A 22,284-nucleotide genomic window follows, 5' to 3' on the forward strand; every position below is an offset into this window, starting at 1 on the left:
GCGTCGAAATAGAGCTCCGTGTCGTGGTAGGGATTCCAGCTTTCCATGGCGTAGGTATCGGTGGGACGCAACCATCTGAACCGGTTCAGGCAGCGGCTTTCCAGGATGGTTCCGTGCGCTGATCGAACCGAACCTGTGGGCGACGACGCTTTTCCTGTGAGCGGCGGCCGCCTCGGTTGTTCGTGGCTCGCGCCTGTATTAATAGATGCGCCCCTTTTACATCGCGTTGCCAAAGGGGGCGAGAATGATAGCAAAGTGGACTGCGGCACTGCTGATGGGCGCACTGGCGTGGGGATCCTGCACGGCGCAGGCCGAAGAGGCGCGGCCGCCAGTCGCCGACAAGGTGGTGGCCTACCAGGGCCAGCAGGGGCTCAAGGTCTGGACCCTGCGTATCGGCGAAGCGGCGGCCGGCGAAGCGCTGTTGCAGGTCGAAGGTCTGGACCACGACTGGGACCGCCTGATCCACAAGGTAAAAGTGGAAAAGAGCGCCAGGGACAGTCGCTACTCCACCGAACTGAACGGCAGCAAGTATGTGATCCTGATCGTGCGCGACGGCTGGGGCGAGCTCTACCTGCCCGGCGAACAGCAGACGCGGCAGGTCGCCTATAGCGAGTCGCTGTCGTCCGCAGGCGAGCCCCAGGCATTCCTGACCGACTACCTCGAGCAGAAATAAACGCGGATGAGCCACGATACGCTACGGGTAAGGCTGCTCGCATTCCTCTTCCTGATTCCCCTGGCGCTCTACGCCTGGTCCGCCGTGCAGGCCTTCCGGGTCGACTCGACCCTGCGCGACGAACAGTTCATGCGCGACTGGAGCGCCTCGGTGCGCAACGACCCGGACGCCGCCGGCGCCATTCCCCGTCACCTGTTCCGTCCGGCCTATGGCGTCGAAGGTCATCTTCACCAGTTCGCCGAAGACGCCGAGGCCATCCGCCGCGACCATCCTTGGCTGGCTCTGCGCGGCTGGCTGGCCGCTATCGGCAAGCTCTGCGCGCTGGCGTCGGCGCTGGTCGCGGCCGCCTTGCTGGCGAGACTGGAATACGACGGGCGCCGCTCGATGCGCTCGCAAGCCTACCTGCTCGGCCACCTCGCGCCGGCCTGGCGGCGCCTCGGTCGACTGGTCCCGCTGCACGCTGGCCTGCTGGTCGCCGCCCTGGCCAGCCAGTTGCTCTACGAAGCGCTGTGGAGCTACAGCCACTGGCACAGCCACGGCTTCGTCGCCCTGCTCTTCTCGCTGCCGCTTTGGCTGCTGTTCCTCGGCGGCCTGCTCATGCTGCGGCGCCTGCGCGGCGAACTGCTGCCGCTGGAGGAACCGGTGCTCCACCTGCTCGGCCGCGAACTCGACCGGGTCGCCGCGCCCGGCCTCTGGCAATGGCTGGGACAGATCGCCGACCGCGCCGGAGCGCCGCTACCGGACCATGTCGTCACCGGCATCGAGCACTGCTACTTCGTCACCCAGGCCAAGGTCCTGCTGGCACCCCGCGGCATTCCGCTGGAGGGGCGTACCCTGTACATCCCGCTGACCTATGCCTCGGTCATGAGCGAGGCCGAAAGCGCCGCGATCATCGGCCACGAACTAGGCCACTTCGCCGCCGGCGACACCGCCCACGGTGCATCCCTGTCGCTCCTGCAGCGGCAGGTGCGCCTGCGCATCGAACGCATCGCCGCCCCCGAGGATGGGCATGTCGGCCTGCTCGGCAAGCCGGGCCTGTGGGCCGCGCTGTACTTCCTCGATCGCTTCGAGCGCGCCTACCTGCACTGGAATCGCCGCCAGGAACTGGCCGCCGACAAGGTCGGGGCGCGGGTAGCCGGCGCGCGGGTCTTCGCCATCGCGCTGCTACGCACCTGCGCCCTTGCAGGACTGATCGAACGCCTGCTGGCCAGCCCGCAGACGCGCAACCTGGTGCATGCGCTGACCGACCATCTGCGCGGGAACTCCCTGGAACTGGACGAACACGACAGCGCTCGCCGCCTGGAACACCCCTTCGACAGTCACCCGCCGACCTACCAGCGGATCGCGGACCTTTCCCTGGCGCTCGACGACGATCTGCTGCGACAGGCAAGGCGCATCGTCAGCGCCGACGACACGCAGTGGCTCAACCGCCTGCTCGATGCAGGCCACGGGGAAAGCCGGTGATCCCGCCGGGCGCGCAAACGCCCTGCCCCGCCGGGACAAGGGGCGACGAAGCCACGCAGTTGCGGCGCTTCGTCGCCAGCGTCCCCAACCGGATAAGCATCGGCGCCGCCCGTGGCGCGGCGCCGCTGTCCGCCCTGCTCGGCCTGCTGCTGCTCGGCGGCGCCTGGACCTTGCGCGACCACCCCGGTCCCGGCCATGAGGCGGCGGCGCTGTGCCTGCTGGCGGCGGCCGCCCTCCTCATGTGCCTGGCCTGCCTGCAGCGCAACGCCAGGAGCGCGCCGTTCCTCGTCCTCGGCCAGGGGCGCCTGCGCGCCCGCAGCCTGTCGGCGCCGCTGGACCTGCTGGAGGTCGCCGACCTGCGCCTGGAGGACGGGGTCTGGTTCTCCGCGATAGTCCTCGAACTGCACGGCAAGGCGCTACCGGCACCATCCACGCGCCCGCTCGATCCGTTCGCCGCGCGTGCCGTCAGCGAATGCCGGGACGGCCCACGGGTTCGCCTGCTGTCCCCCGGCTGGCGCCTCAACGGTCGCAACCTGTCGCTACTGGAAGCCGCGGAGGTCATCGACCTCTACCTGGACATCGCCCGCGCCCAGGCCCGGCTCCGCCAACTGGGCGAGATCCCGCCCAGTGCTTCCTCTTCACTCCCAACTCCAAGGATATTTCCATGAGCAACCAGGAACCCCGGGACCTCGTCTCCAACCTCGCCGAAACCCTCGGTGCCGAACACGAAGAGCTGAACCAGGCGAAGACCGCCGAGGTCATCGCCCACCTGGAGCGGGTGATCGCCAACGTACCGCCGGCCACCGAGTTCACCAATACCCGCAAGTACGTGGTGCTGGGTCCGCTGCTGAGCATCGTGCCCTTCATCATGACCGGCATGTGGTTCTCCCAGGGCAAGCCGGGGGTCGGCGTCGTCGGCTTGCTGCTCGGCCTGTTCGGGCTGTTCCTCGGCTACCAGCATCGCAACTCAGGCAAGACCCCCTTCATGCGCCTGACCCGTACCCAGCTCTGGGCCGACAGCCTGTCGGCTCCGGTCGAGCTGGCCGACGTCATCGATTTCAGCGTCAAGGCCGACATGCTGCAAACCACCCAGACCCTCCACCTGCGGCCCGAAACGCCGCTGCCGACCCATCGCGCCGTACGCCAGGTGTTCGCCTCCCAGGCCATGGCCTTCAAAGGCAAGGACCCGCGCATCACCATCATGTCGGCCGGCCTGCAGAGCGATGGCAAGAAGCTGGACTGCGACGACATGGCGGCGATCCTCGACGCCTACATCCAGGCCGCCCACGCCCAGCGCTACCTGCAACAACTGCGCAGCCAGGGCTGAGTGAAGGGCACGGTCCATCCGCGAAGGCTGCTGCTTTGCCTGGTGCTGGTTCCAGCGCTGCTGGCGGGGCTCGGCGCCTGGCAGTCCTGGCGCGCCGAGCAGCAGGCCGAGCGACTGGGCGCCGCGCAGCAGCGGGTCGAGCGCGCGCTCGCCGAAGCGCGGGCGCTGCCGCCGAGGGCCAGCGTCCGGGTGGACGGCCGGGCCTATGTGCGCGACCTGGCCCTGGCGCGGCTCGACGAGCGACTCGCCGACACACGAAGCGCACAGCGCCTGAATCGCTTCGCCGCCGTCCTCGCCGATAGCGGAGCCTGCCTGGCGGCGCTGGTCGCCGTATTGGGAGCCGTCTCCCTGGCCGGCATCGCCGGCGCCGCACGCAGCGCACTGCGCTCGCGTCGCTGCCTGCTCCTGTGGTTCGAGCTGGGCCGACGCCTGCTGCCCTGCCTGCTCCTCGCCCAGATCGGCCTGCTCGCCCTGGCCCTGGCCTGTGCCGGAACGTTCGAGATCCTCGGGCTGTGGCGGGTCGGCCAGGTTCCGGTCAGCGAAGGACGCACCCAACTGAGCGTGGCGCTGATCCTTCTCGGCCTGCTGGCGTCGGCGTGGCAAATGCTGGCGAAGATCAGCCGCTTGCGCCTGCGCCCGGCGCCGGCCCTGGATGTCATCGGCCGCCGGCTGGGCGAAGAGGATGCACCGGAACTCTGGACGCTACTGCGCGAGCTGGCGGCGCGCCTCGACACGCCAGCCCCGCAGCACCTGTTGGTAGGTCTCTGCGACGGCTTCTACGTGACCGCCAACCGCGTCTGCCTGCAACCTTCCGGCGAGCATCTGCAAGGACGCAGCCTATACCTCTCGCTACCGTTGCTGGGCCTGCTGGACCGCGCCGAACTGAGTGCAGTGATCGCTCACGAACTGGCCCACTTCGCCGGCCGCGACGCCCATTACAGCCTGCGCTTCCTGCCGATCTACCAGGGCGCCGCGAGCCAACTGGCCGCCATCGAGGAGCAGGAAGCCAACGTCTTCGAACGTGCGGCACTGGAACCGGCGCGACTGTTGGCCGGGTACTTCCTCGAACGTTTCGGCCTCGCCGTGAACCACTGGAGCCGCCTGCGCGAATTCGCCGCCGACCGCCGCGCCGCACAACTGGCCGGTGCGCCGGCGATGGCCTCGGCCCTGCTGCGCAGCGCGGCGGCCGGCGCGCCGATACGGGCGTTCCTCGAACACTGCCTGCTCGCTCCGGCGCGCGCGCCGGACAACCTGGTGGACGCCATCCACGTCTACCTGGGCCAGTCCGGCCTGGAAGCACCGGCCCCCGGGGCGGAGGGACTCCAGGTCCATCCGCAGGATACCCACCCTCCGCTGGGCCTGCGCTGCACGGCGCTGGGAGAGAGCTTCGAACGCACCTGGGCCGGGACCGCCGGCCGGGCCGTTCCGACACGACCGCCGAGCCAGGCGCTGGGCGTCTGGTTCGGCGCCCCCCTGGCGTTGAGCCGAGCGCTCAGCGCCGACCTGCTCGGCAAGACCTGTGAGAATCCCCATGCAAGAAACTGACGAAACCCTCGACGAACTGCCGCCGCTGGAAGCCCGCTGCGAGATCCGCGAGGTCTCGCGGGGCACCGCCTGCGTTGCCCTGCTCGCTGGCCTGGTGGCTGGCGCCACCGGTCTCTGGCTCGCTTCGCTGCCCCACGCCTGGCGCCTGGCCAGTGGCCAATGGCTGTTCTGGCTGCCAGCCGCGCTGCTGCTGGGCGGCGGCCTGTACGCCTGCCTGGCGGGCGTGTTCCTCTACCGGCGCCACGGCCAGGTCGCGCTCACCCTGACCCCGGAGAGCATCGCCTTCGCCAACGCGCCGCAGGTGCCGATGTACACCTTCCAGTCGCTGGAGATCGAGCGCGGGCGCTGGCTGGAACTCACCTTCGCGACCACCTTCGATTGCACGGCACCGCGTTTCGACAGCCATGCCCGTTTCGACCCGCGGGCTTTCGCCCGCCCCGAAGCCCGTGCGGTGGCCGGAGGCAAGCGGGTCAAGCTGGCACTCTGCGGCGCCGCGCTGAACGGCCAGAAAATGGAACTGGAGCCACTCGCACGACTGATCTACCGGTACATCCTCGCCGGCCATCGCCAGCGCGCCCTGCAACATCATCGCGCGCCCGGGAGCGACGGCAGCGGGGCCTGAAGCGAGCAACGCTCAGGCTGCGCGCTGGCGTTGCCAGTCCACCGCGGCTTTCAGGCGCGCCACCACCTTGCGCACGAAGAGCGGGTCGTCCGCCACGCAGAGCTCCGCGCTGACCCACTCCGGCCAGCCGGCCCCCTGGCGTTCGCGGGCACCCAGCAGGCGCTCGACTTCGTCGCGCACGGCGCACTCCAGGCGTTCGCTGGCACGATTGCGGGACAGGTGGAGGCGCAGGCAGGCCTGTTTCTCGCGCTCCAGGGCGCGGCGTCGGGACAGCGGCAGTTCGGCAAGGTTGTGGCTCATGATCGGTGCTCCTTGTCGCGCAGGCAGGCGATTTCCGATTACTGTACATCCATACAGTAATCGGAATTGACGACGCTGACAAGGGCTGGCCGGGTAGCGCGAACAAGCGCATCCGGCACTTCAGAACTGGTATTCGACCCCGGCTCCCGCGTACCAGGACAGCCCGGGGGCCGCTTCGTAGTAACGCCGGTTGCCGTCGCCGACGATGACCGAGCCGACGTACTGGCGGTCGAACAGGTTGTCCAGGCGCACCAGCTGGTGGAAGGCCCAGGCTCCCAGGCGCTGCTCGAAGCGGGTGCGCCAGTTGAATACCGCATAGCTCGGCGCGGCCTTTTCGCTGTTGCTGTCCTCGACGTAGACCTGGCTGCGGTACATGCCTTCCCAGCCCATGCTGATGCCCTCCGCGGGCTTCCACACCAGTTCGCCGAACAGGCTGCTTTCCGGCACGCCCGGCAGGTGCTTGCCCTTGCCGATGGTCTTGCCGCCGGCCTTGAAATCCGAATCGTAGGTGGCGGATAGCCGGGTATAGGCCAGGTTGGCGTTCCAGTGCTCGCTCAGTTCGCTCTCCAGGCCCAGTTCGAAGCCGCGACGCAGGGTCTTGCCGGCGTTCTGGTAGCTGGTGCGACCGCCGAGGGAGCTGGCGACGACGATCTCGTCCTCGGTGCGGATCTGGAAGATCGCCGCGTTGACCCGCGTATTGCCCCACAGGCGCGCCTTCAGCCCGGCTTCGTACTGGCTGCTGGTGGCTGGCTTGAGGCCGAAGTTGAAGACGTCCGGCGCGTTCGCCGCCACCGGCGCATAGGCCATCTCCGCCTGGGTCGGAGTCTCGAAGCCCTTGCCGGCGCTGAGGTAGCCGTGCAGGTCGGGGGTGAAGGCGTACATCACCGAGAACGACGGGGTGTTCTTCCGGTAGCGCCGCGAGCCGCTGGCATCGCCGTTGCTCAGGTAGCGGTCGTCGACCTCCATCTTCATGGTGCTGTGGCGCACCCCGGCCTGCAGGGTCCAGGCGTCGATGGCCCAGCTCGCCTGCAGGTAGGGATCGAGGCTGGTGGCGGTGTCCACCTCGTCGCGGCGCAACTCGCCCTTCACGCCGAGCTGGTCGCCGTTGAAGTTCTGGTAGCCGCGACGGTCGTCGCGGCTCTGGTCGTAGTCGAGGCCGACGGTCAGGTTCAGCTCGCCCGGCGCCTGGCTTACCGGTTGCAGCCAGCGCACGGTGCCACCGTGGAAGTCGCGGTCGAAGTCGATCACCGCGCCGTTTCTCTGGCAACGCGGATTACTCTCGCATCCTATCTGCTTGGGTATCGCCTGATACTGCACGACACTGCGCTTGCCCACGTAGGCGTTGACCTGCAAGGTCGCCTCGCCGAAGTAGCGCTCGTAGTTCATCCCGGCCTGCTGGTGGTCGATGCTCTTGCGCGTGTCGTACAGCTCGGCGTTGGCGGTGACGGAGCGCGGGTCGTGCTTGTAGGCGTCCCAGGTCTGCCCCAGCGGATCTTCAGTGTCGTTCTGTTCCAGGCTGCTGTAGATCAGCGCCAGGCGGCTGTCGGCGTCGGGCCTGAAGTTGAGCTTGGCGAAGGTCTGGTCGCGGCGCGCGGCGCTGTGGTCGCGGTAGCCGTCGGTGTCCATCCGCGAGGCATCCACCAGGAAACCGACCCCGTCGCCCTCGCCTTCCGTGTACAGGTGGTTGCGGCTCAGGCCATCGCTGCCGACGGTGGCTTCCGCGCCGACCCGCGGGGCGCCCTGGCCGTCGCGGGAGAACATCTGGATCACCCCGCCGGCGTTGCTGCCGTAGATCGTCGAGGCCGGCCCGCGCAGTACCTCGATGCGCTCGGCGACGTCGAGGTTGAGGGTCGCGGCCTGGCCCTGGCCATCCGGCGTACTGGCCGGGATGCCGTCGGCGAGCAGCTTCAGCCCGCGGATACCGAAGGCCGAGCGGGCGCCGTAGCCGCGCGAGGAGATTTGCAGGTCCTGGGCGTAGTTCTGGCGGTTCTGCACCACCAGGCCAGGTACCCGCGGCAGGACTTCGGAGAGGTTGATGCCGAGCTGGCCGTCGGCGATCTGCCGACGCTCGATGCTATCCACCGAGAACGGCAGGTCGAAGGTGTCGCTGGGGTTGTAGCTGCCGGTCACCACCATGGGTTCGAGGCTGCGTCGCTCCTCGCCCTGGACGGCGCAGGCGATGGCCAGGCCGCAGAGCGCCAGGGAGCCGGGCAACAGGTGGGAGACGAAGCTGGGTCGGGGTCGGGACGGCATGCAGGGTTCCGCGGGTCGCAAGGTATCGAAGGGGCTTTGCCAAGGGCGGGAACGCGCCTCCCCTTGGCAAAGCCCCTTCCGGGCCGAGGCCCGGAAGGCCGGGAGCCGGCTGTGGGCTCCCGGTGGGCGGGTCATTGCCTGGGCAGGGCGTAGGCGATGATGTAGTCGCCCATGCGGGTACCGAAGGAGCCGTGTCCGCCAGCGACGATCAGCACGTACTGGCGACCGTCCTTGCCGGTGTAGCTCATCGGCGTGGCCTGGCCGCCGGCCGGCAGGCGCGCCTGCCAGAGCTGCTTGCCGTCCTTCACGTCGTAGGCGCGCAGGTACTGGTCGAGCGTGCCGCTGAGGAAGGCCACGCCGCCGGCGGTGGTGATCGAGCCGCCCATGCTCGGTACGCCGACGGTGAGGCCGATCGGCACCGGGGTGTTGTCGCGGCTGGTGCCGTTCTTGTGCTGCCAGACGACCTTGGCGGTGGTCAGGTCGATACCCGCCACGTCACCCCAGGACGGCGCCTGGCACGGCAGGCCGATGGGCGACATGAACGGATGCATGATCACCGCGTAGGGCGCGCCGGTGTTCGGCTGCACGCCGCTGGTCTCGCCCTCGCGCTTGCTTCCGCTGGGCACCTTGTCGCGCGGCACCATCTGCGAGACGAAGGCCATGTAGTTGGGGCTGGTGAAGAGGATCTGGCGCACCGGGTCGACCGACACCCCGCCCCAGTTGAACACTCCGACGTTGCCCGGATAGATCAGGCTGCCCTGCTCCGACGGCGGGGTGTACTGGCCCTCGTAGCGCAGCGAGCGGAACTGGATGCGGCAGAGCATCTGGTCGAACGGGCTGCTGCCCCACATGTCACGCTCGGTCAGCGGCGGGCGCAGCAGGTTGAGGTCGGAACGCGCCTGGGTCGGCGCGGTATGGTCGCCCTCCACCGCGCCCTGCGGCGCCGGCACTTCGCGGATCGGCACGATCGGCGTGCCGTCGCGGCGGTCCAGCACGTACAGGCTGCCCTGCTTGGTCGGCGCGATCAGCGCCGGCTTGACGCCATCGGCGGTCTTCAGGTCGAGCAGGGTCGGCTGGCTGCCGACGTCCATGTCCCACAGGTCGTGGTGGGTGAACTGGTAGTTCCAGCGCAGCTTGCCGGTGTTCAGGTCGAGGGCCACCAGGCCGGCGCTGAACTTCTCGGCACCGGGGGTGCGGTTGCCGCCCCACTGGTCGGGCATCTGGTTGCCCAGCGGCAGGTAGACCTGGCCGAGCTTCTCGTCGACGCTGGCCAGCGACCACATGTTCGGCGAGTTGCGGGTATAGAACTTGCCGGGAGCCAGGGGCTCGGTCTCGTCCGGGTTGCCGCTGTCCCAGTTCCACACCAGCTTGCCGTCGTGCACGTCGAAGGCGCGGATCACCCCGGACGGCTCGTTGGTCGACTCGTTGTCGGTGACGTGGCCGCCGATGATCACCAGATTGCGGGTGACCGCCGCCGGCGAGGTGGAGTAGTAGCCGCCCGGGGTGAACGGACCGATGCCGGCCGTCAGGTCGACCGCGCCCTTGACCCCGAAGTCCTCGCAGACCTTGCCGTTGTCGGCGTTGATCGCGATCAGGCGGGCGTCGGCGGTGGGCAGGAACAGGCGCCGCGGACAACTGGCGGCGACCGCCTTGCCGGCCTCGGAGAGCGCGGCCGGCGGCGCGCCGACGTCGCTCCTGGCGTACTGCTCTTCGTCGTAGTAGGAGACGCCACGGCAAGTCATGTGGGCGAAGCCCTTGAAGCCTACCGGGCTCTGGATCTGCGGATCGAAGCGCCAGATTTCCGCGCCGGTGTCCGGGTCGAGGGCCAGCACCTTGCTGTGCGCGGTGCAGGCGTAGAGCATGCCGTTGACCTTCAGCGGGGTGTTCTCGTTGGTCAGTTCGAGCGGATCGTCGGCGGTCGGCAGGTCGCCGGTACGGATGCGCCAGGCTTCCTCGAGCTGGCCGACGTTGGCCGGGGTGATCTGCTTCAACGGCGAGTAGCGGTCGCCGAACTCGGTGCGCCCGTAGGCCTGCCAGTCGCCGTCCGGCATCGCCGGGGCGGTGCTGGTCATGCCGCTGTCGCGGTCGATGCGACCGACGATCTGCCCCGGATTGGTGAACTGGCTGCCCACCGCGGCGGCGCCGGCCAGGACCACCGCCACGCCCAGCGCCGCGGTGCCCAGCGGCGCCGGACCGTCGGCCAGCAGCGGGCGGCGGAACCAGGGTAGCCAGAGCAGCAGGCCGAAGACGAACCACAGAGCCAGGCGCGGCACCAGTTGCCACCAGTCCAGGCCGACTTCCCACAGCGCCCAGACGGTGCTGGCGAACAGCACCAGAGCGTACAGGCCTAGCGCCGCACGCTTGCCCAGCAGCAGCAACAGTCCGCTCAGGGCCAGGCCGATGCCGGCCAGCAGGTAGTACAGCGAGCCGCCCAGGCTCGCCAGCTTGATGCCGCCGGCCAGCAGCGCCAGGCCGGACAGCAGGATCAACAGGCCGAGCAGGCTCGGCAGCAGGCGCGATCGACTGCGGTTACCTTCGCTCATCGTCCGGTACTCCCTTCGGGGTTGATGACAGGCATTGCTTACTCTCCTATTACGTTCTGCACGCCGGGCTGTTCAGCCCGCCGCGCCGCGTTGGGCGGCGCTGAAGAAATGGCCGCTGGCCATGACCGAATCGCGGTTGTCCGAAGCAACAGCCTAGAACACCGTCTGGATCTTGATCCCCGCCACCAGCGCGTTGTCGACCTCGTCGACCCCGCCCGGCTGCTTGATGTACTGCAGGTTCGGCCGCACCGTCAGCCAGTCGGTCACATGCACCCCGTAGTACAGCTCGGCGTTGTACTCGGTGTCCTGCAGCGGCTGGTACAGCGGGTTGTCGTAATCGTCGATGCCGTTCACCTGGTTCACCAGGCGCTGGCGCTTCTTCACATCGTCGTTGACATGGATGCGCGCGATGCCCAGGCCGATGTCGTCCTTCGGCCGCGCGTCGAACGGCCCCTTGTAGACCACCCCGAGCTGCTGGTAGTTGTCCACCACGTTGGTCGCCTTGTCGTGGACCGTCAGGTTGGCGAACAGGCTCAACCCGCGCGAGGCATCGCCGTTGTGCGAAGTGACCTGCTGCTGCGCCACCACCCACCAGCCATGCTTGCTGCCGCGCGACTTGAAGTCGTTGCCGGTCAGCCCCTGCGGCTGGCCGTCGACGTCGTCGTAGACGTCATCGGCCTTCGCCGTGCTGTAGTAGTAGCCCAGCCGGTACTCGCCCGGCAGTTGCTCGGCGCCGACCTTCGGCTGCCAGATCAGCTCCACCGGCAGCAGCGCGCCCTTGGTCCCGCTGCCGCTCATCTTGAAGCCGTTGCCGGTCTCCAGGTTCGACGGGTTCTGCTCGTAGGCGCCGACCTGCACGTACCAGTCCGGCGCGAAGTTGTACTTCACCCGCAACGCCCACTGGCTGACCGGCCAGTTGTACCAGATGCTCCCCGCCCAGTTGCCCACCTGCGAGCCGCAGAAGGCCAGGTTCTGGAAATCGCAGGGGAAGCTGTTGAAGTCCTCGCCCTCGCCGAAACGGCCGAATTTCACGTCCAGCGCGCCGTCGAAGTACTGCTGCTTGAGCCACAGCTGGGTCAGCCGCCAGGTCTGCCCGCGGCCCCAGACCTCCTGCACCGAGCTGATGTGCCCGGCACGCGGGTCGCCGATGCGGTCGTTGGAAAGGTTCTTGCCGTTGCGCTCGGTGACGGTGAACTGGAACTCGGTAGCCTTCCAGCCGAGGATCTTCTCCAGGTCCATGTGCACGCCCAGGGCGAACTGGTCGGTGTAGCGTCCTGTCTTGTCGTCGTCATAGCCGCCGTCGAGGTTGGCCGCCGCCTCGCCGACGTACTCCAGCTTGAAGTCGTAGCCCTTCTCCAGCAGCTCGGTGCGCTTGCCGCCCCAGTCGCCGAGCATCCATTTCGAGTTCGGCGAGAACGCCTCGGCGGCGTGCACCGCGTTGCACAGCAGGGAGGCGGACAATAGGCCGCCGGCCACGGGGCGCAGGGCCGGGCGGAGAAGATGGGATTTCACGCGAACGCTTCCTCGTTGCGAATGGTCGACTGGCCGCACGCAGCGACCGCTCTACTTCCTCGATAACCTTGCAAGGAGCAAGGGTTTATGAAGAGGACTCATGATCTGAGCCAAGCAGAACAATGGTTAATTTGCGAATGATAAGGTCTTTGCAAGTAAAGCTGAAACGTTTCAGGCTGGAAAACAGTGTTACGGAAACGACAACGAAGCCAGGCGGCGGGCCTTCGAGCGGGTCACCCGGGTGGTGGCCGTGGCGGGACGGGGACAACGCAGGGAGTGGCAACAATCTGAAACCCATGAACGCGCTTCACGTTGTTGCCGGGAGCGGAACAATACCCGCCTCAGAGTTCGTCGCGCAGATAGGACCAGGGGTAGATACCGCGCTCGTGGCCATCGTCGAACAGCAACTGCACGCCGTAGCCCTGCAGGCGGATATCGCGCAGGCGCACGCCCTGCTCCGCCGCGACGATCCGTCCGCGCAGGCGCTGCGCCCGGCATTGCGCACAGGGACAGGCGGCGCGCAGGCGAGCATGGTCGATCCGGCTGACCGCGCCGTCCGCCCATTCGAGCATCAGCCAGCCGTCCCTGGCGGAATTGCGCAGGCGCAGCGGCGGCTGGGTCATGCCGGCACCCGCAGTTGCGCCAGGGCGATACGCACCGCCTTGCGCACCTCGGGATCGCCGTCGCCTTCGGCGACCCGCAAGGCCTGGGCCGAGGCCGGGTCCGCCAGTTCGCCGAGGGCCAGGGCGGCCTCCTTGCGCAGGTTGCCGATGGGATGGCCGAGCAATGCTTCCAGCGCCTCCCGCGCCGGCCGGTGGCGCAAGCGCCCGAGCGCCCGCGCGGCGCGCAGGCGGACTTGCCAGTAGTCGTCCGCCAGGGCCTTCAGCAGCGGCTCGCCGGCCTCCTCCCGGCCCAGCTTGCCAAGGGTCGTCGCCGCCTCTTCGCGAACCTGCCATTGAGCGTCCGCCAGCGCCGCGCAGAGCGCCGGCAGCACCGTCGCCTCGCGGCTCAGGCCGAGGGCGCCGGTGGCCGCCCGGCGTACCTCCGGGTCGACATCGGCGCTGGCCAGCCTGGCCAGTTCGGCCAGGGCCGGCTGGTGGCGGAGCCAGCCGAGTACCGCCACCGCCTCGCGGCGCACCGCCGCCTGCGGATCGCCGAGGGCGGCCAGGGCCGGCACGGCGCTCTCCTCCAGGCGCAGTTCGCGCAACGCACGCAATACGCTGGCGCGGACGAAGGCATCGGCATGCCCGAGCCACGGCAGCAGGCGCCGCCCGACGGCCGGTTCCTTGAGTTCGCCAAGGCTCTGCGCGGCGGCATCGGCCACCGCCGGCACCGGATCGGCCAGGGCCGCACAGAGCGCATCGACCACCGCGTCTTCCTCCCAGGCCTCCAGCAGGCGCGCGGCCTCGCCGCGCACGCCGGGGTCGGGATCGCCACGCAGGGCCGCAATCAGCAACGGCAGCGCCTCCGGCAGCTCCAGGTCGGCCAGTTCGATCAGCGCCAGGCGGCGTACGCCGGGGTCGGCGTCCTCCAGGCGCGGCGACAGTTCGAGGATTTCGGGCAGGGTGGCGTTTTTACAGGTCATATGGCGATCCGCAGTCGGTCCGGGGTGATGCCCGGCGGCAAGCCGAGCGGGGTCAGGCGCGGCAACTGGCGGCCGTCGTCGTGGTCGAGCAGTTCCAGGCAGTGGCGTTTCAGGCGCACGAAGTCGGCGCTGGTCACCAGCCGGGTGTCGCGAGGGCGCGGGAAGTCCAGCGCCAGGTCGGCGATGATCCGTCCCGGACGGGGGCTCATCACCAGCACCCTGTCCGCCAGGTACAGGGCCTCGTCGATGTCGTGGGTGACGAACAGCACCGTGGTGCGGACCCGCGCCCATACGTCCAGCAGCAAGGTCTGCATCTTCAGCCGGGTCTGCGCGTCGAGGGCGCCGAAGGGCTCGTCCATCAGCAGCAGGCGCGGCCGGTTGACCAGCACCCGGGCGATCTCCACGCGCTGCTGCATACCCCCGGACAGTTGGCCGGGCCAGCGCCCGGCGAAGTCCGCCAGCCCCACCAGTCCGAGCATCTCCATGGCGCGCCGGTTGCGCTCGGCGCGGGCCAGGCCCTGCATCTTCAGGCCGAAGGCGACGTTGTCGCGGACCCGCCGCCAGGGGAACAGGGTGTGCTGCTGGAATACCATGCCACGCTGCGGCGAAGGTCCTTCCACGCTCCGGCCGTCGACCCTCACGCTGCCGGCGCTTGGCCGCAGGTGGCCGGCCAGGGCGCCGAGCAGGGTCGACTTGCCGCATCCCGAAGGCCCGAGCAGGCAGACGAACTCGCCCGGCCGCGCCTCCAGGCTCAGATCGCGGACCGCCTCGAAGGCTTCGCTCCCCTGCCCCAGGCGGATGCTCAGGTCGCGGATCTGGATGCGCCCCAGGCTGTTGCCGGCCGTCGTCATCGGACCTTGCCTCCCGCCGCGTACCAGGGCGTCAGCGACGCGCCGACGCGCTTCACCAACCCACTGCTGCCCATGCCGAAGAGGCCGATGAGCAGCATGCCGACCACCACCTCGTCGTAGTTCTGGATGTTGTAGGAAGCCCAGGTGTAGTAACCCAGTCCCCATTGCCCGGAGATCATCTCGGCGGTCACCAGGCAGAACCAGGAGGTGCCCATGCCGATCGCCAGGCCGGTGAAGATGCCCGGTCCGGCGCCGGGCAGCAGCACCTCGCGCAGCAGCGCCCGGCGCCCCGCCCCCAGGCTGCGCGCCGAAGCCAGCAGGCGCGGATCGAGCGCCTCCACGCCATGCACGGTATTGAGCAGGATCGGGAACAGCGCGCCGGTGAAGGTAATGAAGATCATCGAGGCCTCCGACGAAGGGAACATCAGGATCGCCAGGGGAATCCAGGCCACCGCCGGGATCGGCCGCAGCACTTCCAGCGGCGGCAGCAGCAAGGCCTCGGCCCAGGCCGAGCGGCCGATCGCCAGGCCGAGGGCGATGCCCAGCGCGGCGGCCAGCAGATAGCCGGCGAAGACCCGCGCCAGACTGGCGCCGAGGTGCGCCAGGAGCACGCTGGACTGGGCCAGGTTGCAGGCCGCCAGCAACACCGCACCGGGCGTCGGCACGTTGGCGAAGGTCACCAGGCCCAGATTCAGTTGCAGACCGGCGGCGAGCTGCCAGAACGCCAGGCAGGCCGCCAGCGAAGCGGCGCGGGTGGCCCAGCGCCAGGGTCGGGAGATCGGAAGCGAACTCATGGGCGGACTCCGAAGACGCCCGCCTCAGCGGAGCGCCAGCGCCTGCTGGCTGGCGGCGGCAAAGTCGCGTACCTCGCCGCCATGGCGGCGGGCATAGTCCTGGGCCTGCTCGCGGAGCAGGAAGGCGTTGAGGCGACCCTCGCCGTCGCGGACGAACCACGCCTGGTTGGCCAGCAGCTTGATCCCGCTGTCACGATCCTGGGCGTAGATCGCACGAATCGCCTTGCCCTGCGCCTTCAGCTCGGCAAGATCGGCCAGGGCCGACTCCGGCGAAGCGTAATGGCGCACCCTGGCCTCGCCCTTCACCCAGATCTGCGCTACCCGTTCGAACTCCTCGATCGGCCGGCCGCTGCGCGCGTCGCTGGCGCGCAGCGGCGACGGTGCGTAGTCTGCCAGCGCCGCCTGGTAGTCCAGCCCGGCCTGACGGTAGGCCTCGCGGATGTAGCGGTCGTCGACGAAACGCTCGACGTCCAGCCCACGGTCGGCCTTCTTCAGCAGCTTCAGGGTGTCGATGGAGGTCGCCAGCGCCTGGCGGTATTCGGGTTTCCAGGCCTGGTCGCGGGTCTGCAGGCCGAGCGGACCGTGGAACAGGTAATTGACCTCGGCCTCGATGCCGGTGACCTTCTCGATCAGCTCGCTGTATTTCTCCGGTTCGGCGGCCAGCAGTCGATTGGCTTCGATGCTCGCCCGCAGGTAGGCCACCACCACCTCCGGATAGCGCTCGGCGTAGGCGGCGTCCACCAGCGCGCCATGGAAGGTCGGCGCGTTGGCCTGGGAACCGTCGTAGATCTTGCGGGCGAAGCCGCGATTGGGGAACAGCTCGGCGAAGGGTACGAAGTCGGCATGGGCGGCAATCTTGTTCGCCTGCAAGGCCGAACCGGCGATTTCCGGCGGCTGGGCGATGATGGTCACGTCGCGCTGCGGGTCCCAGCCTTGCGCCGCCACCGCGCGCAGCAGCATGCCATGGGCGGTGGAGGCGAACGGTACGGAGATGGTCTGGCCTTTCAGTTCGGCCAGCGACTGCACCGGCGAGCCGCTCGGTACCACGATGCCGTTGCCGCTGCCACGGGTGCTGCCGGACAGCACGCTGATGAACAGGCTGCGCTTGCCGGCGGCGGCGAAGGCCACGCCGTTGAAGGTGCCGGGAAAGTCGGCCATGGCGCCGAAGTCGAGCTTGCCGGCGACCATCTCGTTGGTCAGCGGTGCGCCACTGGTGAAGTTCTTCCACTCCACCCGGTAGTCCGCATCCTTGTAGCGGCCGTCGCGCGGCAGGTATTTCTCCAGCAGGCCCAGCTCGCGGATCAGCAGCCCGCCGGCGGCGCAGTTGATGGTGGTGTCCTGAGTGCCGATGGCCACGCGGATGGTTTCCGCCTGGGCACCCAGGGAAGTCAGGGCCAGCGCCAGGCTGGCCAGGATTGCACGCAGTCGCATGGGGATTCCCCTCGAATCATGGTCATGGGAATCGTCTCCGCCACCCGGACGGTGGTGGGAAACGAGGGGTGTTTCAGGGTGGCGTCCGGGAGTGGCCGGATGGCGGGTTCTGCCTCGCTTGCCGGGAGCGGGCGTCAGCGCAGCAGGTAGGGAATCTCGACCTTCACCGCGCCGGTCGGGCAGTCCTTTTCGCAAGGCATGCAGTACCAGCACTCGTCGTAGGCCATGTAGGCCTTGCGGGTCGTCGGATCGATGGCCAGCAGGTCCATCGGGCAGACCTCGACGCAGACGGTGCAGCCCTTGTCGGCGATGCAGCGGTCTTCGTCGATGGTCACCGGGGCGCTGCTGCGGAAGAAGATGTCCTGGGGTCGGTAGGCCATGGCACGCGGTCCTCGTGGTTCGATCTGGCCCGCTTTCGTGGCGGCGGGCTCGGTGTCTAGCGGTACTACGCCGGGGCGTGGGGCCCTAGGCGGCGTCGTTCCTCAGCCGCAGGCGCTGGTAGGCCTGCTGTTCGCCCTCGTCGATGGCGAACAGGTAGGGTTCGACCGGTTTCCTGAAGCTGGCCATGCGTCCCTGCTCGTCCTTCTTCAGGTGCGCGTGGCAGAACCAGGCAGCGTCGTCGCGCCGCGGATAGTCCACCCGGTGGTGGTACAGGCCCCAGCGGCTCTCGGTGCGGAACAGCGAGGCGCGCGCGGCCATCTCCGCGCAATCGCGGATAACGCTGACTTCCAGGGCGCGCATCAGCTCGTGGGGGTTGTCCGCCTTGATCCGCTCCAGATCCTCGGCGATGGCCTGGATGCGTTGCAGGCCCAATTCCATCTTGCGGGTCACCTTGGGCGGTTGCAGGTAGTCGTTGACCAGCCGGCGCAGCTTGTACTCCACCTGCGCCGCCGGCAGGCCATGCTCGCGCAGCAGCGGCGCCTCGATCCGCGCACGCTCGCGCTCGACCTGGGCGCTGTCGACCGCGCTGAAGGCGCGCCCGGCGACGTATTCGGCGGCGTTGCGCCCGGCGAACCAGCCATAGGTGAAGGCGCCGAGCATGTAGTTGTGCGGCACCGCGGCCATGTCGCCGGCGGCGTAGAGGCCCTTCACGCTGGTCTCGGCCTTCTCGTTGACCCACACGCCGGAGGCCGAGTGGCCGGAGCAGAAGCCGATCTCGGAAATGTGCATCTCGACCATCTGCTGGCGGTAGTCGGTGCCGCGCCCGGCGTGGAACTGCCCGCGACTGGGGCGTTCGTTGCCATGGAGGATGTCCTCGATGGTCTGGATGGTTTCCTCCGCCAGGTGGTCGAGCTTGAGGAACACCGGGCCATTGCCGCCTTCGAGTTCCTGGTGGAACTCCCACATCATCTGCCCGCTCCAGTAGTCGCATTCGATGAAGCGCTCACCCCTGGCGTTGGCGGTATAGCCGCCCAGCGGGCCGGTGACGTAGGCACAGGCCGGGCCGTTGTAGTCCTTGATCAGCGGGTTGATCTGGAAGCATTCCAGGTTGGCCAGCTCGGCGCCGGCATGATAGGCCATGGCGTAGCCGTCGCCGGCGTTGGTCGGGTTCTCGTAGGTACCCATCAGGTAGCCCGAGGACGGCAGGCCCAGGCGGCCCGCCGCGCCGCAGCAAAGGATCACCGCCTTGGCGCGGATCACATGGAAGTCGCCGCTGCGGCAGTCGAAACCGAGTACGCCGTTCACCGCGCCCTCGGCATCGGTGAGCAGGCGGGTGCAGACCAGGCGGTTGGCGATGGGGATCCGCGCACGCTTGAGCTGGCGGTAGAGCACCTTCTTGATGTCGTGCCCTTCCGGCATCGGCAGCACATAGGCGCCCATGTGGTGGACCTTCTTCACCGCATAGTCGCCGGTCTCGTCCTTTTCGAACCTGACGCCCCAGCGATCCAGTTGCCGCAGGGTCTCGAAGCTGTGGCTGGCATAGGCGTAGACCGCCGCCTGGTTGACGATGCCGTCGTTGGCCACGGTGATTTCCCGGGTGTACTGCTCGGCCGTGGCGTGGCCGGGGACGATGGCGTTGTTCAACCCATCCATGCCCATGCTGATGGCGCCGCTGCGCTTGACGTTGGCCTTGTCCACCAGCAGCACGCGCAGTTCGCGGTCGTGCTCCTTGGCCTTGATCGCCGCCATCGGCCCGGCGGTGCCGCCGCCGATCACCACGATGTCGTATTCCTGCTCCAGGGTGTTCATGCCCGCTCTCCCTTCTGCCGATCGATGCGCAGGCGATACTGGAAAGCGTCGCCGCGGTAGTAGAGGTATTCGAAGTCCAGCGGCGCGCCGTCGGCGGCATGGGTCAGGCGCTCGATACGCATGATCGGCGCGCCCTCCTCGACCGCCAGGGCGCGGGTCAGGTCGGCATCGGCGAGCACCGCGTCGATGGCCAGGTCGGCATGGCCGAGGGGAATGCCGCAATCGTTCTCGAGAATCAGGAAGATGTCGCGGGTCACCAGGTCGGCCTTCTCCAGGCGCTCGCCGAGCGCCTGCGGCAGGTAGGTGACTTCCAGCGAAACCGGCTCGCGGTTGACCAGCCGCACCCGCTTGATCTCGCACACAGGGCTGCCCTCTTCCACCCGCAGGCGCTCGGCCACCCGCGCGCCGGCCGGCACGTAGCGCAGGCCGTGCAGGCGGTTGATGACCTCGTAGCCCATCTGCGTCATGGACTCGCCCAGGCCTTGCAGGGTGCTGACGTTCTGGAACGCCTTCGGCCGGGCGACGAAGGTGCCCTTGCCGTGGATCTTGAAGATCAGCCCTTCCTTCTGCAGGTCGCCGAGCGCCTGGCGCACGGTGATGCGGCTGACGTCGAAGGCCTTGCCCAGCTCGTTCTCCGAGGGCATGCGGCTGAGCGGCGGGTAGACGCCGTCGAGGATGCGCCCGCGCAGCAGCTCCTTGAGCTGGCTGTACAGCGGCACGGGGGAAAGCGGGAGCAGTTTGCCCATGGTCGGATTCGCTTGCAGGAGTGGCTGGAATACTTGTTATAACAAGTTATACCGTGATGGTAAACGCCATGAACGATCAAGCGGAAATACCGAAAACGCATATGGATATGGCGCCACCCGTGCGTGGCTCTCGCCGGCCAAAGGACCGGCCCGCAGCGCGGACCGGCCCGCCCCCTCAGCGCAGCGGCCGCCAGAGGGTGAAGGCTACCGGCGGCGTCCAGCCGCTGTTGGAGGTGTGCGCCTGCAGGCAGAGATAGCGCAGCCCCTCGTAGGTCACCCCATCGTCGACCCGATAGGCCTGGTTCTCCCGCCATTGCGGGAATTGCGGATCCACCGCCCCGCCGCTGGTGCTGACCTCCAGGCCTTCGCTGGGCAGCGACTGGTTGCCCTGGGTATCGGTGGCGGTGACGAAATAGCTGTAGCGGGTGTCCGCCGTCAGGCCGCTGTCGGTGGAACCCAGCGCGGCGCTCTGGCCAACCATGGCGCCGTCGCGATAGAGGCTGTAGTAATCGATCGGACGCTGCCCGCTGGAGGCGTTCCAGGCCAGCACCAGGCTGGTCTCGCCGCGCTCCAGCAGACGCAGGCCCTGCGGCGCCGCCGGGCGCTGGTCGCCGCCCTCGCCGTCATGGATGAGGCTGGCGTAGCGCTTGCGGAACTCCCAGTTGTAGCGCTCGCCGCGCTTGTTCAGGCCATCGTCCCAGTTCACCGACCAGGTCATCAGGCCCTTGATCGCGTGACCGGCGGCTTCCAGGCGGCGAAACGCGTTGCTCACCGCGGCGGGATCGATCACGTAGCCGGTAGCCGCCGCATCGACGTTGCTCGGCAGGCCGATGGCCAGGCGCTGCGCCGGGATCCGCACGAAGTCGCGGCTGCCGGTGGCCAGGCTCTCGGTGAGGTAGTAGAGGAAGTCTTCTTTCATCGCGTCGTTGTTCTGCGCGATCCAGGCGCCCTTGCCGCCGTTCGCCTCCTGGACCCACAGGCCGTCGCCGCCCTGGTTGTAGTACTGCGGCGCGATGAAGTCGTAGACGCCTTCCAGGGCCTGCAGATAAGGCACGTACTTGCCGTTCTTGTGCAGATAGGGAAACTCCGGGGCCATGCTGACGATGAAGTGCTTGCCCTGCCCGGCGTAGTGCTCGCGCACCAGCTTGAGGGCCGCCGGCAGCACCCGCTGGTTGTCGGCCAGGTCGATGGCGCTCTGCTCGAGGTCGATGTCCAGGCCGTCGAAACCGTAGGTTTCCACCAGACGGACGATCTCGGCGGCCAGCGCCTGCTCCTGCCCGGCGTGCAACTCGATGTGCGCGTCGGCGCCCCCCAGCGAAATCAGCACCGCGCGGCCCTGGGCGTTGAGCACGCCGACCTGGCGGCGAAACTCCGCGTCGGACAGGTTGTATGGCTGGAAGGTCGGGATGCCGCGCCCTTTCATGAAGGCCACGGCGACCACGTTGTACTCGCTCGGCACGTCATCCAGCGCGATGTTGGCGAACGAGCCTTGCTGGTAGCCGTCGGCGGCGCCGGCCGGCCAGTTGTGCCAGAAGCCCATGAGAATCTTCTTGCCGGCGATGCTCGGCATGGCCGCCGCGGCATCTTCGCGGGCCTGGTGCAACTGGGAAAAGTCGATCCTGATCATTTACCGCTCCTCGGATGAAGGTAGGAAACGCATCCGGAGGGGCTGTCCGACGAACCGCGCCGTGGCCGCCGCGAACGCTTAGAAAAAACAGGCGCGAGCGTCTACCACGGGGCATTCCGGCGTTTGTCACGATCAGGGCGGGGGCATGGTTGCAGAGACGGCGGAAGGCTTCACCTACCACAATTGGCAGAGCCGCGGCGGCGATGCTCCGCGCCGGGTTCAACCGGCTTCGCTGAGTTCGGCGACCACCACTCCGGGAAGGTCTTTCAGCAGTGCCGGGGACAGCAGCAGCTTGGTCTCGCGGACCCCGGCGCCCATCACCACCAACGGCCGTTCGAAGACCGCCGCGTCGACCAGCAGCGGCATGCCTTCGGGCAAGCCGAACGCGGTGATGCCGCCGAACTGCATGCCGGTCAGCTCGGTGGCGACCTCGCGGGCGGCGAAGGACAGCCGGCGGGCCCCGAGCAGCGCCTTGACCGCGCCGTTCACGTCGAGCCGCCGCGAGCCCAGGTTGACCACCGCGGCATAGCCTTCGGCGCCGTCGCGCTTGTAGCGCAGGACCAGGGTGTTGGCGCAGTCCTCCAGGCCAAAGCCGTAGCGTGCGCTGAACGCCGCGGTGTCGGAATGCTCGTCGGCGACGCGGAACACCACCAGCTCGGCGGAAGGCAGGCCGCGCGCGACCTGCTCCGGCAGATGGCGGTGGTAGTCGGCCGGGGCGACGGCGTCGAGCCGGTGGCGTTGGGTGTATTCGCGCAGAACCATGGGCAACCTCGAATGAAGACGGACGGCACCGGCCCCTGCCGCCAGGGGGGCGGCAGGGG

General features: G+C 68.5%; 20 protein-coding genes. 6 read left to right on the forward strand and 14 right to left on the reverse strand.

Going from position 1 to position 22,284, the window contains the following annotated elements; genetic code table 11:
- Positions 1 to 244: 244 nt before the first annotated feature.
- Genes HMPREF1224_RS13225 through HMPREF1224_RS13250 form a run of 6 tightly spaced genes read left to right on the forward strand, consistent with a single transcriptional unit; the run spans position 245 to position 5,631 of the window.
- Entirely contained in the window at positions 245 to 673 is a 429-nt protein-coding gene (locus HMPREF1224_RS13225) for a hypothetical protein (protein ID WP_003089323.1), read from the forward strand.
- Between the two features lie 6 nt (positions 674 to 679).
- Entirely contained in the window at positions 680 to 2,137 is a 1,458-nt protein-coding gene (locus HMPREF1224_RS13230; protein WP_010792994.1) for a M48 family metalloprotease, read from the forward strand.
- Complete coding sequence (locus HMPREF1224_RS13235) at positions 2,134 to 2,805, forward strand: hypothetical protein (RefSeq protein ID WP_003122739.1); 672 nt, start codon at positions 2,134 to 2,136, stop codon at positions 2,803 to 2,805. Before HMPREF1224_RS13230 ends, HMPREF1224_RS13235 begins: the two co-directional genes overlap by 4 nt.
- Positions 2,802 to 3,464 carry a hypothetical protein gene (locus HMPREF1224_RS13240; protein ID WP_003089328.1) on the forward strand — a complete coding sequence of 221 codons (663 nt, stop codon included), beginning with the start codon at positions 2,802 to 2,804 and terminating at the stop codon, positions 3,462 to 3,464. Before HMPREF1224_RS13235 ends, HMPREF1224_RS13240 begins: the two co-directional genes overlap by 4 nt.
- Positions 3,465 to 5,009, forward strand: a complete 1,545-nt coding sequence (locus HMPREF1224_RS13245; protein WP_003122737.1) for a M48 family metallopeptidase — start codon at positions 3,465 to 3,467, stop codon at positions 5,007 to 5,009.
- Positions 4,996 to 5,631: a hypothetical protein gene (locus HMPREF1224_RS13250; protein WP_003089334.1), complete on the forward strand. Its 636-nt coding sequence runs from the start codon at positions 4,996 to 4,998 to the stop codon at positions 5,629 to 5,631. The genes HMPREF1224_RS13245 and HMPREF1224_RS13250 overlap by 14 nt, the downstream gene beginning before the upstream one ends.
- A 12-nt stretch (positions 5,632 to 5,643) precedes the next feature.
- Here the strand turns inward: HMPREF1224_RS13250 and HMPREF1224_RS13255 are convergent, their stop codons facing one another.
- The 14 genes from HMPREF1224_RS13255 to HMPREF1224_RS13320 form a co-directional block, all read right to left on the reverse strand.
- Entirely contained in the window at positions 5,644 to 5,931 is a 288-nt protein-coding gene (locus HMPREF1224_RS13255; RefSeq protein ID WP_003144096.1) for a hypothetical protein, read from the reverse strand.
- A 120-nt stretch (positions 5,932 to 6,051) separates the two neighbouring features.
- On the reverse strand, positions 6,052 to 8,184 hold the full coding sequence (locus HMPREF1224_RS13260) for a TonB-dependent receptor family protein (protein WP_010792995.1): 2,133 nt from the start codon (positions 8,182 to 8,184) through the stop codon (positions 6,052 to 6,054).
- Between the two features lie 131 nt (positions 8,185 to 8,315).
- On the reverse strand, positions 8,316 to 10,727 hold the full coding sequence (locus HMPREF1224_RS13265) for a glucose/quinate/shikimate family membrane-bound PQQ-dependent dehydrogenase (protein WP_003089344.1): 2,412 nt from the start codon (positions 10,725 to 10,727) through the stop codon (positions 8,316 to 8,318).
- A 153-nt stretch (positions 10,728 to 10,880) separates the two neighbouring features.
- Positions 10,881 to 12,239: a carbohydrate porin OprB gene (gene oprB / locus HMPREF1224_RS13270; RefSeq protein ID WP_010792996.1), complete on the reverse strand. Its 1,359-nt coding sequence runs from the start codon at positions 12,237 to 12,239 to the stop codon at positions 10,881 to 10,883.
- A gap of 341 nt (positions 12,240 to 12,580) precedes the next feature.
- The gene (locus HMPREF1224_RS13275; RefSeq protein ID WP_003113105.1) at positions 12,581 to 12,862 is read right to left on the reverse strand and encodes a DUF971 domain-containing protein; all 282 of its coding nucleotides are present in this window, start codon (positions 12,860 to 12,862) and stop codon (positions 12,581 to 12,583) included.
- The gene (locus HMPREF1224_RS13280) at positions 12,859 to 13,824 is read right to left on the reverse strand and encodes a HEAT repeat domain-containing protein (RefSeq protein ID WP_010792997.1); all 966 of its coding nucleotides are present in this window, start codon (positions 13,822 to 13,824) and stop codon (positions 12,859 to 12,861) included. Before HMPREF1224_RS13280 ends, HMPREF1224_RS13275 begins: the two co-directional genes overlap by 4 nt.
- Positions 13,821 to 14,675, reverse strand: a complete 855-nt coding sequence (locus tag HMPREF1224_RS13285) for an ABC transporter ATP-binding protein (protein ID WP_003122732.1) — start codon at positions 14,673 to 14,675, stop codon at positions 13,821 to 13,823. The genes HMPREF1224_RS13280 and HMPREF1224_RS13285 overlap by 4 nt, the downstream gene beginning before the upstream one ends.
- Positions 14,672 to 15,469: an ABC transporter permease gene (locus HMPREF1224_RS13290; RefSeq protein ID WP_003113102.1), complete on the reverse strand. Its 798-nt coding sequence runs from the start codon at positions 15,467 to 15,469 to the stop codon at positions 14,672 to 14,674. The genes HMPREF1224_RS13285 and HMPREF1224_RS13290 overlap by 4 nt, the downstream gene beginning before the upstream one ends.
- A 24-nt stretch (positions 15,470 to 15,493) precedes the next feature.
- On the reverse strand, positions 15,494 to 16,900 hold the full coding sequence (locus HMPREF1224_RS13295; RefSeq protein ID WP_003113101.1) for an ABC transporter substrate-binding protein: 1,407 nt from the start codon (positions 16,898 to 16,900) through the stop codon (positions 15,494 to 15,496).
- A 134-nt stretch (positions 16,901 to 17,034) separates the two neighbouring features.
- Complete coding sequence (locus tag HMPREF1224_RS13300) at positions 17,035 to 17,280, reverse strand: 4Fe-4S dicluster domain-containing protein (RefSeq protein ID WP_003089354.1); 246 nt, start codon at positions 17,278 to 17,280, stop codon at positions 17,035 to 17,037.
- An 85-nt stretch (positions 17,281 to 17,365) separates the two neighbouring features.
- Positions 17,366 to 19,090, reverse strand: a complete 1,725-nt coding sequence (locus HMPREF1224_RS13305; protein ID WP_004343632.1) for a fumarate reductase/succinate dehydrogenase flavoprotein subunit — start codon at positions 19,088 to 19,090, stop codon at positions 17,366 to 17,368.
- A complete protein-coding gene (locus HMPREF1224_RS13310) occupies positions 19,087 to 19,836 on the reverse strand; it encodes a GntR family transcriptional regulator (protein WP_003113099.1) in 750 nt (249 codons plus the stop codon). Before HMPREF1224_RS13310 ends, HMPREF1224_RS13305 begins: the two co-directional genes overlap by 4 nt.
- 175 nt (positions 19,837 to 20,011) lie before the next feature.
- Positions 20,012 to 21,463, reverse strand: coding sequence for a carbohydrate-binding protein (locus HMPREF1224_RS13315; RefSeq protein ID WP_010792998.1), 1,452 nt, complete (start codon positions 21,461 to 21,463; stop codon positions 20,012 to 20,014).
- A gap of 219 nt (positions 21,464 to 21,682) precedes the next feature.
- Positions 21,683 to 22,225, reverse strand: coding sequence for a YbaK/EbsC family protein (locus tag HMPREF1224_RS13320; RefSeq protein WP_003089366.1), 543 nt, complete (start codon positions 22,223 to 22,225; stop codon positions 21,683 to 21,685).
- Between the last annotated feature and the right edge of the window lie 59 nt (positions 22,226 to 22,284).

This window comes from Pseudomonas sp. P179 (assembly GCF_000478485.2).
Taxonomy (GTDB): domain Bacteria; phylum Pseudomonadota; class Gammaproteobacteria; order Pseudomonadales; family Pseudomonadaceae; genus Pseudomonas; species Pseudomonas aeruginosa.